Source organism: Actinomycetospora sp., from assembly GCF_036497245.1.
Taxonomy (GTDB): Bacteria; Actinomycetota; Actinomycetes; order Mycobacteriales; family Pseudonocardiaceae; genus Actinomycetospora.
Map to the genome: position 1 here is coordinate 1 of NZ_DASXJS010000115.1, position 15,009 is coordinate 15,009.

A 15,009-nucleotide genomic window follows, 5' to 3' on the forward strand; every position below is an offset into this window, starting at 1 on the left:
AGTGCTGCCGTCGTTGACCCTGCTACCCCACGGGCTCCGGACCGCGGCGCCCGAAGTGGCCGCGCTCCTCGACGCCGGACCGCACGACGCCGTCCTCGTCGATGCCCGCCACGACCTCGCCGCCGCCCGGAGCCTGTGCCGCCTCCTGGGCTCCACGGGGCTCGACGTCCCCGTCATCGCCGTGCTCACCGAGGGCGGCCTCGTCGCCGTCTCGCTCGAGTGGGGCGTGGACGAGGTCCTGCTGCCCGGAGCCGGCCCCGCCGAGATCGACGCCCGGCTGCGTCTGCTGCGGGCCCGCCGGTCCTCGGACAGCTCGAGCGGTGAGGGCGCCCTCGTGCTCGGCGAGCTGGTGATCGACGAGGCGACCTACACCGCGCGCCTGCGTGGTCGCCCGCTCGATCTGACCTACAAGGAGTTCGAGCTCCTCAAGTACCTCGCCCAGCACGCCGGTCGGGTCTTCACCCGTGCCCAGTTGCTGCAGGAGGTCTGGGGTTACGACTTCTTCGGTGGCACCCGCACCGTGGACGTCCACGTCCGGCGGCTGCGGGCCAAGCTCGGCTCGGAGCACGAGCAGCTGATCGGGACCGTCCGCAACGTCGGCTACAAGTTCGTCCGGCCGGTGCGCGGCGTGCTCGGCACGGCCTCGGAGGCCGGCTCGTCGAGCCTGGCCCTCGACGACGGTGAGGTCGCCGACGACGAGGAGCCGGGCAGGCCCGCGCACTGGAACACCGGCGGGGATGCCCGCGTGGTGCGCCCCGCGGCCTGGGCGGGCGGCGCTTAGGTGGCTTCGCCTCGTGAGCAAAATGCTGTCATGCGACGTTTTCTGCTCACGAGCGCGCAGCGCACCCGGGTAGCCTCGCCCGCCGTGACGAGCCCCGTGCCGCAGTGGATCGAGCCCACGGCCACCGACCGCGCGGACATCGAGCGTCTGGTCGACGTGGTCCGCCACGCCGACGGGGTGGCCGCGTGGTCCGAGCCCGCGCTGCTCGACCTCGCCACGCCGACGGGCCACGGCCGCCACCTGGTGGTGCGCGGCCACGACGGTGGCCTCCTCGCCTGGGCGCACGTCGACGGGGGTGACCCGGACGACGTCGTGGTCGAACTGGGGGTGGCGCCCACGGCGCGCCGGCAGGGGCTCGCGACGGCGCTCGCCCGCGAGATCCGGGCCGACCCCGCGGTGCTGCCGGGGCACGCCCGCGGCTGGGCGCACGGTCAGCGGCCGGGGGCGGCGGAGCTCTCCGCGGCCCTGGGCCTGCAGCGTGACCGCGAGCTGTGGATGATGCGCCGCCCCGCCGGAGCGGGCGCGTTGCCCGCCGCGCGTGCGGTGGACGGCATCACCATCGGCGGGCTGACGCCCGGGCAGGACGAGCCCGACGTCGTCGCCGTCAACGCCCGCGCCTTCGCCTGGCACCCCGAGCAGGGGGCGATGACCGTCGAGGACGTCCGACGGCGCGAGCAGGAGCCGTGGTTCGACGCCGAGGGCTTCCTGCTGGCGCGCGAGGACTCCTCGCATCGACTCCTCGGCTTCCACTGGACGAAGGTCCACCCCGACGGGGCCCGCGACGGCGGCCCGGTCGGCGAGGTTTACGTCGTGGGGGTCGATCCCGACGCCCAGGGCCGCGGCCTCGGGGGTGCACTGACCCTCGCCGGGCTGCACCACCTGGCCGGGAGGGGTCTCGACGAGGTCGTCCTCTACGTCGAGGCGGACAACGCGCCCGCCGTCGCGACCTACCGGCGACTGGGGTTCGAGGTCGACGCCACGGACGTCTCGTTCCGACTCCCCGACGTCACCTCCGCGCCACCTGCCGGTGATGCACGCGGCGGTGTGTGAACGTTCCACTACCCTCTGTCATCCGCGGGGAGACCCTCTGACCTGGTGTGACGAGTCTCGCTTCGGCCGGTGGCGCACAACCGGGCCTGTTCACTCCGCGTTCACCTCGCCAGCGTCGGTCGTCCACCCGCTCTGCATAGCCTCCGCAGCGGTCGATGCAGCCCGTGTCGACCGATTCGCCCAGGCCGCCACGAATCGGTGCTGGGACGGGGACGAGACGGAGGATCTCTGTGAGGTTCCAGCGGCGCGCAGCGGCGATCGGTGTGATCGCGGCCGGGGCGCTCCTGTTCAGCGCATGCGGCAGTGACAACAACTCCGGCGGTGGCTCGGCCCCGCAGGCGTCGGGTGTCACCTGCGGCGGCGAGCAGGCGCTCAAGGCCAGCGGCTCGACCGCCCAGGCGAACGCCATCACCGGCTTCGTCAACACCTTCGAACAGACCTGCAACGGTCAGACCCTGAACTACACGGCGAGCGGCTCCGGTGCGGGCCGCAACGACTTCATCGGCGGCCAGACCGACTTCGCGGGCTCCGACGCCGCGCTCAAGTCCGACGAGATGGCGAAGGCCACCCAGCGCTGCGCCTCGCCGGCCCTCGACCTCCCGATGGTCTTCGGCCCGATCGCCGTCGCCTACAACGTGGCCGGGGTGACCGACCTCGCGCTCGACGGTCCCACCACCGCCAAGATCTTCAACGGCACCGTCAAGACCTGGAACGACCCGGCCATCGCGGCTCTGAACCCCGGCAAGAACCTGCCCGCAGCGCCGATCGTCGTGAACTTCCGCTCGGACGAGTCCGGCACCACCCAGAACTTCCAGACCTACCTGAACGCCGCGTCGAACAACGCCTACGGCAGGCCCTCGACGCAGACGTTCAACGGCGGCACCGGTGCGGGCGCCAAGGGCAGCCAGGGCGTCACGGACGCGACGAAGAGCACGCCGAACTCGATCGCCTACATCGAGGCGTCCTTCGCGCAGAAGGCCCAGCTGCCCAGCGCCGGGATCATCAACGCGGGCGGCGGCCAGCCGGTCGCGCTCTCGACCGACGCCGTCGCCAAGGCGATCGACACGGTCAAGGTCACCGGCCAGGGCAACGACCTGTCCCTCGACCTGACCAGCCTCTACCAGACGGCCACCCCGGGCGCGTACCCGATCGCGCTGGCGACCTACGAGATCGTCTGCACCAAGTACTCGGACCCGCAGACCGGGCAGGCGGTGAAGGCGTTCCTGCAGACCGCCCTCTCCCCGCAAGCCCAGGGAACGCTGACGCAGGGCGGTTACGTCCCGATCCCCGACGCGTTCAAGCAGCGCCTCTCGGCCTCGGTCAACGCGATCTCCTGATCGGAGACGTGAGCCCGGCCGGGACCACGTCCCGGCCGGGCTCACCCGGCAAGACCCAGACGACGGAGACGGATCCGGAATCGTGAGCGAACGCACCTCCCATCGGGCCCCTTCGGGAGGGTCCGAGCCTCAGGACACTCCGACGGGATCGGCCACCATGGGATCCGTGTCCGAACCCCAGTCCCCCAAGAGTTCCCCGGCGAGTTCGGGGGGCACCGGTGAACGCCTGTTCCGCTGGATCACCTCCGGAGCCGGCCTCCTGGTCGTCATGGCGGTCGTCCTGATCGGCCTGTTCCTCGTCGTGCAGGCCGTGCCCTCGCTGATCGCGAACCACGCCGACTTCTTCACGAGCGCCGAGTTCAACACCAGCGACGCGAACAACCTGATGTTCGGTATCCGGGACCTGCTGGTCGTCACCGTGCTGTCGTCGCTGATGGCGCTGGTGATCGCCATGCCGATCGGCATGGGCATCGCGCTGTTCCTGACGCAGTACACCCCGGCGCGCCTGGCGCGGCCGTTCGCGTTCGTGATCGGGGTGCTGGCGGCAGTCCCGTCGATCGTCTACGGCCTGTGGGGCATCCTCGTCCTGGCGCCGTTCATCGAACCGTTCGCGAGCTTCCTGCAGACCTACCTGGGCTGGTTCTTCCTGTTCTCGCCCGGCAACATCAGCCCGGTCCTCACCGGCACGATCTTCACCTCGGGCATCATCCTGGCGATCATGATCCTGCCGATCATCACCGCCACGACCCAGGAGGTGTTCCGGCAGACCCCCCGCTTCCACATCGAGGCCGCCCAGGCTCTCGGTGCCACGCGCTGGGAGGTCATCCGGATGGCGGTGCTGCCCTACGGGCGCAGCGGGTTCATCGCCGCATCGATGCTCGGCCTCGGGCGCGCGCTCGGGGAGACGATCGCGATCCTGCTGGTGATCCGAGCCTCGACGAGCCCCTCGCACGGCAGCCTCTTCGACGGCGGCTACACGTTCGCCTCGCTCATCGCCTCGGCGGCCTCGGAGTTCAGCCAGCCGCTGCCGACCGGTGCCTACATCGCGGCGGGTCTGGTGCTGTTCGTGCTGACCTTCGTCGTGAACGCGATCGCCCGTGTGGTGGCGGGTGGAAAGGTGAACGGCTGATGTCGACCGCTCTCGACGCCCCGGACCGCCCCGCGGTCCCCGAGACCTTCCGCAGCGTCTCGACCGTGCGCAAGATCAAGAACCAGGCCGCGACCGTGCTGGTCACCCTCGCGTTCCTCATCGCGGTGATCCCGCTGGTGTGGCTGCTCGTCAGCGTGCTCATCAAGGGCGTCCCGGCGATCATCTCCGCGGACTGGTGGACGAAGTCGCTGTCGGGCGTGACGCCCGACGAGGTCAAGGGCGGCGTCTACCACGCGATCGTCGGGACCCTGATCCAGGCGTTGATCGCCGGGGCCTTCGCGGTGCCGATCGGGATCATGGCGGCGGTCTACCTCGTGGAGTACGGCCGCGGCAGGCTCGCGAAGATCACCAGTTTCATGGTCGACATCCTCTCCGGCGTGCCCTCGATCGTCGCGGCGCTGTTCATCTTCGCGCTGTTCATCTCGATCCTCGGCATGGACCAGAGCGGCTTCCTCGTGGGCCTGGCGTTGGTGCTGCTCATGCTCCCGGTGGTCATCCGCAACACGCAGGAGATGCTGCAGCTGGTGCCCGACGAGCTGCGCGAGGCCTCCTACGCCCTCGGTATCCCGAAGTGGAAGACGATCCTGCGCATCGTCCTGCCCACCGCGCTCTCGGGCACCGTCACGGGCGTGATGCTCGCGTTCGCCCGCGTCATGGGGGAGACGGCGCCGGTCCTCGTCCTCGTCGGCTACGCCCGCGCCATCAACTTCAACCCGTTCGAGGGCAACCAGGCGTCGCTGCCGCTGCTCATCTACACCGAGCTCTCGACGAACCCCTCGGCGGCGGGCCAGCTCCGCATCTGGGGTGGCGCGCTGACACTGATCATCATCGTGATGATCTTCCAGCTCCTCGCGAGCCTCATCTCCCGCTTCTCGGCGATCTCGAAGTAAGGACCTCCTGTGGCCAAGCGTCTCGACCTCAAGGACGTCGACATCTACTACGGCGACTTCCACGCCGTGCAGAGCGTCAACCTCTCCGTGCCGCCGCGTACCGTCACCTCGTTCATCGGCCCCTCGGGCTGTGGGAAGTCGACGGTGCTGCGGACGCTGAACCGCATGCACGAGGAGATCCCCGGTGCCCGCGTCGACGGCCAGATCCATCTCGACGGCGAGGACATCTACGCCCGCGGCTCCGACGCCGTGGCGGTCCGTCGCACGATCGGGATGGTCTTCCAGCGCCCGAACCCGTTCCCGACGATGTCCATCCGCGACAACGTCGTCGCCGGCCTGAAGCTGCAGGGCGTGCGGGACAAGAGCAAGCTCAGCGAGGTCTGCGAGGCCTCACTGCGCGGCGCGAACCTCTGGAAAGAGGTCGAGAGCCGGCTCGACAAGCCCGGCGGGAGCCTCTCCGGCGGTCAGCAGCAGCGGCTGTGCATCGCCCGGGCGATCGCCGTGCAGCCCGATGTGCTGCTCATGGACGAGCCGTGCTCCGCGCTGGACCCGATCTCGACGCTGGCGATCGAGGACCTCATCGGGGACCTCAAGAAGGAGTACACGATCGTCATCGTCACCCACAACATGCAGCAGGCGGCACGGGTGAGCGACCAGACGGCGTTCTTCAACCTCGAGGCCACCGGCAAGCCGGGCCACCTCGTGGAGATCGACGACACCGAGAAGATCTTCTCGAACCCGACCCAGACCGAGACCGAGGACTACATCTCCGGCCGCTTCGGCTGATCGGCCCACGTCCGGCCCCGCCCCTCCCGCCTCTCCAGAACGGAACGAACGACTCGTTCGTGCACATAGAAGCCACGAACGAGTCGTTCGTCCCCGTGGGGGTGTGGCGATCGGGGGAGTGGCGATCGGGGGAGAGGCGATCAGGCCAGCGGCGGGTCGGGCATCTTGCCGGTGACCATGAAGACGACGCGGCGCGCGACGGCGACCGCGTGGTCGGCGAAGCGCTCGTAGAAGCGGCCGAGCAGGGTCACGTCCACCGCGGGCGCGACGCCGTGCGGCCAGTCCTTGTTCATCATCACCGTGAACAGGTGGCGGTGGAGGTCGTCCATGGCGTCGTCGTCGGACTCCATGGTGAACGCGAGCTCGATGTCGCGGTCGAGGATTACGCGGCGGGCGTCCTGGGCGAGGTCGAGCGCGACGCGCCCCATCTCGGCGAAGTACGGCGCCACCTCACCGGGCAGCACCAGGTCGGGGTGGCGACGGCGGGCCGCCTTGGCGACGTGCAGGGCGAGGTCGCCCATCCGCTCGAGGTCGCCCGCGGAGTGGATCGCCGCGATCACCGAGCGAAGATCGCCCGCCACCGGGGCCTGCAGGGCCAGCAGGCCGAACGCCTGCTCCTCCGCGGAGGTCCGCAGGGCGTCGATGGCGGTGTCGGAGGAGATGACCTCCTCGGCCAGGTCGAGATCCCCCTCGAGCAGGGCGGTCGTCGCCTTCTTCATGGCCTCGCCGGCCAGCTGGGACATCTGGGCGAGCTCGTCGTTCAAGCCCTCGAGCTTCTCGTGGTAGGCCGCGCGCATGCGCGCAGACTAGGCGGGAGCGAGGGCCGACACCCGTCCTGCGCATGAACCGCCGGTGAACGACCCGCCGTACCCGGTGGTCAGCCGCACACGCTGTCGGCGGCGTTGACCAGCGCGGGGGCCGCGGGCGGTGGTGCGGCCGGGTCGAGCACGCGCCCGTCGAAGTCGTCGCCCAGCGCCAGGACCAGCGCACCCGAACCGCCCGGCTCGGGCGCGAGCACCGCGCCCGGGACGGCCCGCTGGAGCGTCGCCGCCGCGCCGGCCTGGTCCGGCGAGAAGCCGATGGCGGTGCGCGTGGTCGCCGGGGACGCCGACGACGTCCCGTCTGCGCTCACCGTGAACCCGTAGCCCCGCAGCACACCGGCGACGGACGTCCTCGAGGGGCCCTGGGACGTACGGTCGTTGCGGAAGCCCGAGGCGCTGTCGTCGGACCCGCTGTCGTCGGAGCCGCCGTCCTCGGCCGCGCTGCCGTCGGAAGCCCGGCTGTCGGAGGCGGTCCCGCCGGACGAGGCGGCGTTCGTGGAGTCCCCCGAGCCGCTGGAGCCGCCGGAGTCGCTGCGGGCGTCCACGAGGGTCAGCGCGACCCGGTCGGCCGGCACAGGCGCCACGGGGGCGCCGGGCGGGGGCGCCGCGCCCGGCTGGCCCGGCAGCGGACGGTCGTTGATGATCGCGTCGAAGAGGGCCCGGTCGTCCCCGCCGCGGAGCACCTCGTTGCCGCGGTCGTTGGCCGCGCCGGTGGTGGGCACCGTCGTGAAGGTGACGTTCCGGGCGTCCAGGCCGGACAGCGACTGTCCGAGGCCGAGCAGCTGGCTCGCCTCGATGTTCTGGCCGTAGGTCGACCGGGAGACCGCGTCGACCAGGCCCTGGAGCTTGCCGAGGTCGAGCAGCGTGCCCGCCGAGAGCGACTGCCGCAGCAGGGCCGAGAGGAACAGTTGCTGGCGGTGGATGCGGCCGTAGTCGCTCGTCGGGTCACCGATGACGTGCCGCGCCCGCACGAAGTTCAGGGCCTGGTCGCCGCTGAGCACCGACGTGCCGCTGCGGGGGATCACCGTCCCCAGGATCGTGTCCCGCATCGGCTTCTCGATACAGACCGGCACGCCGTCGACCGCGTCGACCATGTCCTTGAACCCGGAGAAGTCCACGCCGAGGAAGTGGTTGACCGCGAGGCCGGAGAGCTGCTGGACGACCTTGGTGACGCAGCGGGGGCCGCCGACCTGGTAGGCCGAGTTCAGCTTCACCTGGGGCGCCTCGGTGATCGTCTGCGGTGTGTAGGCGCCCGAGACGGAGTCCCACCGCTCGCACGAGGGCCGGTCGATCTCGAGGTCGCGGGGGAACGACACCACCGTCACCCGGGACCGGTCGGCGGGCACGTGGACGACCATCACGGTGTCCGAACGGGCCCCGGGGACGTCGCTCGAGTCGCCGACGTCCTCGGTGGGCGCGGCGCCCACACGCGTGTCGGAGCCGACCACGAGGAAGTTCTGGTCACCCGCCTGCGCGGCGGGGTCGACGATGGCGGTCGAGGTGGGGTCCAGGGCGGCGATCTGACGGACGGCGGTCTCGAACCACGACGTCGCGCCCCAGGCCAGCCCGCACACGAGGACGACGAGGACCGAGGTCGCCGTGGCGACCAGCCGCATCGTGTGGGCCCAGGTCCAGCGTCGGCGCCGCCCGCCCAGGCGCCGCGCGACGCCGGAGACCACGGCGGAGGTGGCGGCCCACTCGGGGGCGGCCGTTCCGGAGGGGACGGCAACGGTCCGGGCGGCGGGCACGACGGCGGGTCTCGGGAGCATCCGCTCGGTGGGCTCGCGGCCCGCGGAGTCGCGCGGGGGCCACGGGGGTCGCGCGTCCGAGGCCGTCCGGGACGCCTGCTGCGGGGGGACCAGCGCGGACCGCACCGGTCCCCGGGGCGGGGCAGGAGGGGACGGGGGCTCGGGCTCCGCGGGCGCGGCGAGGTCGCTGCGCGCGGCGGCCCCGACGAGGTCGCGCATCGGTTCGGTGGTGGCGGCGGCGCCACCGGGGCGCAGTCCGCGGCGCATCGCGCGCTTGCGGGCGAGCGGCACCATCGTCGGCGAGAGCCCGCCGTGACGGGCGGGGTCCGCCGAGGCGTCGACGACGATCCGGGTCGGTACCGAGGGCGGGCCCGCCGTCGCGGGCCGGGGCGTGGCCGACCGGGCGCGGGGGACGCCGGATCGGGCGCCGCGCTCTCGGTCGTCGTTCACGACACCCCCGGACAACCCGCGGACAGGAAACCGGGCGCGTACCGCCTGCGCCGGGCCCACGGATAGTACTCAGGCGGTCACCGGTCCGTGGGCGCGGGCCCTACTCTCCAGCGCCACGAGAGGCAACCTCCGTCACCCTATCGTGACGAGATGGACTGAACGGCCGAGATCCGGCCGACGTTCAGTGGCCGTCGCCCCTCGAACGGTCCGGGTCGCACACCGCCCGGGCGACGGCGTCGACTCCGCGGCGCCCCGACGCCGGGCCCGCGAGCCGGACCTGTCCCGCCGGGTCGCGGAACGCCACCGCGTTGCGCCCGGTGCGCTTCGCGACGTAGAGCAGTTCGTCGACGCGGTCGAGCGCGCCTCCGTCGACGCCCCCGCCCTCGACGGCGGGCGCCTCGGCCCCGAGACAGCCCAGCCCGACGCTCACGGTCACCCGCAGCCCGGCGGCGGTCGCGGCCCAGTCGTGCTCCTCGACGCGGGCGCGGATGGCCTCGCAGGCGTGCACCGAGTCCTCCGGGGTCGCGCCGGTCAGCACGAGCGCGAACTCCTCGCCGCCGTACCGCGCGCAGAAGCCGTCCGGGGCGAGACCGACCACCCCGTCGCGCATGAGCGTCACGAGGCCGCGCAGCACCGAGTCGCCGACCGCGTGCCCGTAGGTGTCGTTGACGAGCTTGAAGTGGTCGACGTCCACGAGGGCCACGCAGACCGCCTCCGAGGACCCGTCACGCAGCGTCGACAGGCGTTCGTCGAGGTAGCGGCGGTTCCAGGTCGCGGTGAGGCTGTCCCGTCGGCTCTGCTCGCGCGCCTCGGCCCGTTCCCGCCGGAGACGGTCGACTTCGCGGCGTAACTGCTCGGGCACGTGCACCGGAGGCGTCTCGTCGAGGTGCACGAGGGCCATCGCGGCCCGCAGGTGGTGGTAGGCGCGGCGCCAGTCGCCGCGGTCGGCGAGGACCTCGGCGGCCGCCTCGTGCGCCCTGGCCTGGGTCGCGCGGTCGGCCCCCGGGTCGTCCCCGGGATCATCCATCCGCAGCGCCTCGTCGATCCCGACGATCGGGGCGGTGTCGAAGGTGCTGGCAGCGGGTTCGTGGACGGGAATCTCAGGCAGGTCCGGGACGGACGGGTGCGCAGGCGTCACCGACGTCACCGCCGGCGCCGAGTCCGGCCGACCGCCGACCCGTGAGGCCCTCACGAACACCCGCCGCTCCCTCCGCGTGCTGCTACCAGTGTCGCGCGTGAGAGCGCCGGTGCAACGACCCCGCCCCGACCGCGAGGCAATTCCACCGTCCGGTCGATGTGACTCTGCGTGGAGAGATCAGGCTGCTGCTCATTCGGCCCCGGAACGCTGCCCGACCGGGGGCTCAAGCTCGACCGACGTGACGGCGCGTGGTGTCAGGTCTCAGTCAGCGCACGGAGCGTAGCCGGTGACGCGGCCCTCGCGAACGACGAAGTGCTTCGACCCGACGTCCTCGCGGATCTCCGACGGGCCGCGCCGGACGGACACCGCGGCCGCCACCACGTAGATCGCGCCGTCAGGGGCGGTCGCGTCCGGCCGGGTGGCGGGAGGCTTCCAGCCGGGGTCGGGTCGTAGCGTGCGGCCGACCAGGTCGGTCTGCAGGGTGACGTTGGCGAAGCACCGGTCGGGCGGGAACGGCGCGCCCTGGGCCTGGGTGGCCCGCAGGAACGCGGTCTGGGCGGTCGGGCCGGCGTCCCCGACGTGGTTCACGGAGGCGATGTACTGGTCGATCAGGGCCCGATCGCCGCGGGCCACGGGTGCGACGCGGGCCTGCCCGGGGACGACCGCCCCGCACCCGGCCACGAGGGCGGCGGTGAGCACGGTCCCGACGACGAGGGCGGTGCCCGACCTGACCCGCCCCGGCACGGGGATCAGCCGCCGGAGTTCATGACGTCGGCCCCCGCGGGCACCGTCGCGTCCTCGGGGTCGTCGAGCCAGCCCTCGGGCAGCGTGACGTGACCGGGCGAGCCCTGCCGCCCCCGCGGGCCGTCGGCCTCCGGCGGGAACGGCTGGTCGTGATCGAGGCGGGCGAGCAGCCCGTCCAGGCTCTCCAGCCCGTCGATCATCCCCAGCTCGCGGCGCAGCTCGGAGCCGACCGCGAACCCGTGCAGGTACCAGGACATGTGCTTGCGGGCGTCGCGGACGCCCTTGCGCTCGCCGTGGTGGGCGATGAGCAGTTCGACGTGGCGACGCATCACCCCGGCGACGCCCCCGAGCGCAGGCGGGGTCGGCGCCGGGCGCCCCGCGAAGGCCGCCTCCAGCTCGCCGAACAGCCACGGCCGCCCGAGGCAGCCGCGACCGACCACGACGCCGTCGCACCCGGTCTTCTCGACCATCGCCAGGGCGTCCTCGGCGGCGAAGATGTCGCCGTTGCCGAGGACGGGGACCTCGGCGGGCAGCGCGTCCCGCAGCTCGGTGATGCGCGCCCAGTCGGCGTGGCCGGAGTAGCGCTGGGCGGCGGTGCGGGCGTGCAGGGCGACGGCGGCCACGCCCTCGGCGGCGGCGATGCGCCCCGCGGCGAGGAAGGTCTCGTGGTCGTCGTCGATGCCGATGCGCATCTTGACCGTCAGGGGCAGCCCGCCGCGCGCGGCGGCCGCGACCGCGGTGGCCACGAGGCGCTCGAATAGCCGCCGCTTGTAGGGCAGCGCCGCGCCCCCGCCGCGTCGGGTCACCTTAGGGACCGGGCAGCCGAAGTTGAGGTCGACGTGGTCGGCGAGGTCCTCGTCGACGATCCGCTCGACCGCGCGCCCGACGGTCACCGGATCCACGCCGTAGAGCTGCATGGAGCGGGGGGACTCGTCGTCGTCGAACGCGATCATGTCGGCGGTGCCGGGGTGGCGCTCCACCAGGGCCCGCGCGGTGATCATCTCGCAGACGTAGAGCCCGGCGCCCTGCTCCCGGCACAGCCGGCGGAACGGTGGATTGGTGACGCCGGCCATCGGCGCGAGGACGACGGGCGTCGTCAGCTCGTGCCCTCCGATGCGCAACGCCTTCACCACAGCCATGCTATTCGCCCAGCTTCTCCGCGCGGATCTCGTGGCCGGCCGAGGTCAGGCAGCGACCGGTCGCGAGGTTGAACTTCCAGTTGTGCAGCGTGCAGGTGAGGACGTCGCCGTCGACCGAGCCGAACTTCGAGAGGTCGGCCGAGAGGTGCGGGCACCGGGCCTGCACCTTCCACCCGTCCAGCTCGATGTCGTTCCCGTCGTCGTTCTGGGCGTCGTACCAGTTCTCGACGTAGTCCATCCGCTCCTCGGACAGACACTTGAAGAACGTGTAGAGGTACTCGTTGTACTGGCCGACCCGGGTCGCGGCGAACCGCACCGAGAGGAACAGCGAGTTCGACCAGTCGACCTCGCCGGTCGCGACGTTGGTCGCCACGAGCGTGCCCGGGACCGTCCACCGGTAGCGGCACTGCTCGCCGTCGTAGACCCGGATCTCGCGGGCGGCGAAGTCGAACGCCAGCGAGAGCGTCCCGTGCTCGTCGATGCCGGGGGTGGCCTCCGGCATCCCGGTGAGGTCCATGCGGACCGGGCCGCCGATCCCGTCGCACATGTGGTCGGCCCGCTTCATCAGCGGCTCGATCCACTCCTTGAGCTGGCGCAGGATGTCGGGCTGCGGCGTGGCCCAGCGGGCCTTCTGGGCGTCGATCGCGGGCCGGGCGCGCTCCGCGAACTCCCGGAGGTAGCGCTCCTTGTCGAGGAAGATCGTCTCGACCTCGGCGTCGGACATCGGGTGCGTGAGGTCGGTGACGGTGCCGTGGCCGATCTCGGCGGTGGTCCCGGGCAGCAGCAGGTGGCCGTGCTGGTCGGAGCCGGCCTCGTGGCCGAGCTCGCGCATCCGCCCGAGGAACTCCCACTGGTCGGTGAAGATCGACTCGCCGTCGACGCCCTCGTAGCCCAGGCCGTTCCACCGGAACAGGTCGTCGTCGAGGAAGCAGGGCGGACCCGCGGTCGGGAAGACGTGCGCCGCGCCGACCTCACGGATGTAGCGCATCGCCCGGTCCTCCTGGCCGATGCGCTTGCGGCGGGCGAACTCCCGCTTCGCGGCCTTCGGGAGGTCGTAGACCATCGGCCACCAGATGGCGCCGGAGAACTGGGTGAAGTGGGCGTCGTAGGCGCCGAACTCCAGCAGCTTCGGGATGTCGAGCGGGTGCGCGTCGTTCTGGTTGACCACGCGTGCGGTGCCGTCGTCGAGGGAGAGCGCGGAGTCGCCGATGGGGCCGTCACCGGGACCCTTGAGCGAGGTGATCATGAAGCGCAGTCCGCCGTCGAGCTCCTGCGCCACCCCGGTCTCGGTGCGGACGAAGTGCCGGAAGCCGAGGTCGCGGAGCTCGTGCTCGAGCTCGTCGGTCGGGTAGTCGGGCAGGAGCACGCGCGCGTCCTTGGACACGTGGTCGCGCAGGTTGTCCGCGTCGAAGTGGTCGCGGTGCAGGTGGGAGACGTAGAGGTAGTCGCAGTCGCCGAGGGCGTCCCAGTCCAGCGCCGTGTTGTCGGGGAACGGCACCCAGGACGCGAAGAACGTCGGGTTCGTCCACGGGTCGCAGAGCACGCTGCCGCCCGCCGTCTCGAAACGCATCCCCGCGTGCCCGACCCCGGTCACCCGCACGAGCAGACCTCCTCGTAGTCCATGGCTCGACACCGATTGTCCGTGGTGGTGGGGCCCACGACGGTTCCGGGTGGGGTATCCCTGTGTCGTGACCGCCATCCCCGTCGACGGTGACCCGATCGCCGCACTGCGCGCCGTCGCCTTCTACCTCGAACGCGAGCGCGCCGAGACCTATCGGGTGAAGGCGTACCGCACGGCGGCCGAGCGCCTGGCCGCCCTGGACGCCGACGAGGTGGCCTCCCGCGCCGCCTCGGGCACCCTCACCGACCTCAAGGGCGTGGGCAAGAAGACGGCCGCCGTCGTCGCCGACGTCGTGGCCGGCCGGACCTCGGAGACCCTGGCCGAGCTGGAGGGCCGCCACACCGAGGCGGTCGCAGGCGGCGCGTCGCTGCGCCAGGCGCTGCGGGGTGACTGCCACACGCACTCGACCTGGTCCGACGGCGGCAGCGACATCCTCGAGATGGCCAGGACCGCCCGCGACCTCGGGCACGCGTGGATGGTGCTCACCGACCACTCGCAGAACCTCACGGTTGCGAACGGGCTCAGCCCGGAGCGGCGGCGCCGACAGTTCGACGTCATCACCGAGGTGAACGAGGAGCTCGCGCCGTTCCGGCTGCTGCGCGGGATCGAGGTCGACATCCTCGAGGACGGCTCGATCGACGCCCCGGACGACCTGCTCGAGGAACTGGATTTCGTCGTCGCCTCGGTGCACTCCAAGCTGCGCTCGCCGAGTGCGGAGATGACCGCCCGGATGGTCTGCGGCGTCTCGCACCCGCTCGTCGACGTGCTCGGCCACTGCACCGGGCGGCTCGTCACCGGCGGCCGCGGGACCCGGCCGCCGTCGACGTTCGACGCCGAGGCGGTCTTCGACGCGTGTCTGGAGAACGGGGTCGCAGTCGAGATCAACTCCCGTCCGGAGCGGCTCGACCCGCCACGCGATCTGCTGCGCCTGGCGCTCGGGGCGGGGTGCGAGTTCGTGATCGACACCGACGCGCACGCGCCCGGCCAGCTCGACTGGCAGCCCTTCGGCTGCGAGCGCGCCGTCGAGTGCGAGGTGCCGGTCGACAGGCTCGTCAACGTCCGCTCCGCCGACGACCTTCTCGCCTGGCGAACCCGCCTCTGACCTGCGGATTCGAAGTCGTTTGCGGGCCGGGCGATCTCGGCCTAGCGTGGAGGTACACGCGAGAGGAGGTGGTCCGACGTTGAAGAACGCAGGGACTCGTGAGGTGTCCGTCAGCTAGTCGACGTCAGGTCGTGGATTGGCCGGTTCCGCCCCCTCGGGGTGGACACGTCGACCGGTGAATTCCCGACGGACACCAGGCCCCCGGAGCGCTCGGACCCCGTCCAGCCGAGCCCCGCGGCATCAGCCGAGGGA

13 protein-coding genes are annotated in these 15,009 nt (G+C 72.0%); 7 read left to right on the plus strand and 6 right to left on the minus strand.

Annotated elements, in window-relative coordinates; translation table 11 throughout:
* Position 1: 1 nt before the first annotated feature.
* From VGI02_RS11840 to pstB, 6 genes are all read left to right on the plus strand, one after another.
* Positions 2-781: a winged helix-turn-helix transcriptional regulator gene (locus tag VGI02_RS11840; protein ID WP_331627556.1), complete on the plus strand. Its 780-nt coding sequence runs from the start codon at positions 2-4 to the stop codon at positions 779-781.
* Between the two features lie 84 nt (positions 782-865).
* A complete protein-coding gene (gene mshD / locus VGI02_RS11845) occupies positions 866-1,831 on the plus strand; it encodes a mycothiol synthase (RefSeq protein ID WP_331627557.1) in 966 nt (321 codons plus the stop codon).
* Positions 1,832-2,061: 230 nt separating this feature from the next.
* The gene (gene pstS / locus VGI02_RS11850; RefSeq protein ID WP_331627559.1) at positions 2,062-3,168 is read left to right on the plus strand and encodes a phosphate ABC transporter substrate-binding protein PstS; all 1,107 of its coding nucleotides are present in this window, start codon (positions 2,062-2,064) and stop codon (positions 3,166-3,168) included.
* Between the two features lie 157 nt (positions 3,169-3,325).
* On the plus strand, positions 3,326-4,297 hold the full coding sequence (gene pstC, locus VGI02_RS11855; protein ID WP_331627560.1) for a phosphate ABC transporter permease subunit PstC: 972 nt from the start codon (positions 3,326-3,328) through the stop codon (positions 4,295-4,297).
* Positions 4,297-5,208: a phosphate ABC transporter permease PstA gene (pstA, locus tag VGI02_RS11860; protein ID WP_331627561.1), complete on the plus strand. Its 912-nt coding sequence runs from the start codon at positions 4,297-4,299 to the stop codon at positions 5,206-5,208. The genes pstC and pstA overlap by 1 nt, the downstream gene beginning before the upstream one ends.
* 9 nt (positions 5,209-5,217) lie before the next feature.
* On the plus strand, positions 5,218-5,994 hold the full coding sequence (pstB, locus tag VGI02_RS11865) for a phosphate ABC transporter ATP-binding protein PstB (protein WP_331627562.1): 777 nt from the start codon (positions 5,218-5,220) through the stop codon (positions 5,992-5,994).
* A gap of 140 nt (positions 5,995-6,134) precedes the next feature.
* Here pstB and phoU read toward each other — a convergent pair whose 3' ends face one another.
* The 6 genes from phoU to VGI02_RS11895 all read right to left on the minus strand — a co-directional run bounded on the left by phoU (position 6,135) and on the right by VGI02_RS11895 (position 13,634).
* Positions 6,135-6,791 (minus strand): phosphate signaling complex protein PhoU, encoded by a 657-nt coding sequence (gene phoU / locus VGI02_RS11870; protein ID WP_331627563.1) that lies wholly within the window; start codon positions 6,789-6,791, stop codon positions 6,135-6,137.
* 80 nt (positions 6,792-6,871) lie between these two features.
* Complete coding sequence (locus VGI02_RS11875) at positions 6,872-9,013, minus strand: LCP family glycopolymer transferase (RefSeq protein ID WP_331627564.1); 2,142 nt, start codon at positions 9,011-9,013, stop codon at positions 6,872-6,874.
* Positions 9,014-9,194: 181 nt separating this feature from the next.
* Positions 9,195-10,151 carry a GGDEF domain-containing protein gene (locus VGI02_RS11880; protein ID WP_331627565.1) on the minus strand — a complete coding sequence of 319 codons (957 nt, stop codon included), beginning with the start codon at positions 10,149-10,151 and terminating at the stop codon, positions 9,195-9,197.
* Between the two features lie 261 nt (positions 10,152-10,412).
* Positions 10,413-10,895: a hypothetical protein gene (locus VGI02_RS11885; RefSeq protein WP_331627566.1), complete on the minus strand. Its 483-nt coding sequence runs from the start codon at positions 10,893-10,895 to the stop codon at positions 10,413-10,415.
* A gap of 5 nt (positions 10,896-10,900) precedes the next feature.
* The gene (dusB, locus tag VGI02_RS11890) at positions 10,901-12,034 is read right to left on the minus strand and encodes a tRNA dihydrouridine synthase DusB (RefSeq protein WP_331627567.1); all 1,134 of its coding nucleotides are present in this window, start codon (positions 12,032-12,034) and stop codon (positions 10,901-10,903) included.
* Between the two features lies 1 nt (position 12,035).
* Complete coding sequence (locus VGI02_RS11895; RefSeq protein ID WP_331627568.1) at positions 12,036-13,634, minus strand: Rieske 2Fe-2S domain-containing protein; 1,599 nt, start codon at positions 13,632-13,634, stop codon at positions 12,036-12,038.
* A gap of 88 nt (positions 13,635-13,722) precedes the next feature.
* Here VGI02_RS11895 and VGI02_RS11900 point away from each other — a divergent pair, with 88 nt between their 5' ends.
* The gene (locus VGI02_RS11900) at positions 13,723-14,757 is read left to right on the plus strand and encodes a PHP domain-containing protein (protein ID WP_331627569.1); all 1,035 of its coding nucleotides are present in this window, start codon (positions 13,723-13,725) and stop codon (positions 14,755-14,757) included.
* The last annotated feature ends 252 nt before the right edge of the window (positions 14,758-15,009 follow it).

Bases quoted from the DNA above. Each gene is read 5' to 3' on its own strand.
- dusB (WP_331627567.1), bottom strand. From the start codon at position 12,034: ATGGCTGTGGTGAAGGCGTTGCGCATCGGAGGGCACGAGCTGACGACG.
- pstA (WP_331627561.1), top strand. From the start codon at position 4,297: ATGTCGACCGCTCTCGACGCCCCGGACCGCCCCGCGGTCCCCGAGACC.
- phoU (WP_331627563.1), bottom strand. From the start codon at position 6,791: ATGCGCGCGGCCTACCACGAGAAGCTCGAGGGCTTGAACGACGAGCTC.
- pstC (WP_331627560.1), top strand. From the start codon at position 3,326: ATGGGATCCGTGTCCGAACCCCAGTCCCCCAAGAGTTCCCCGGCGAGT.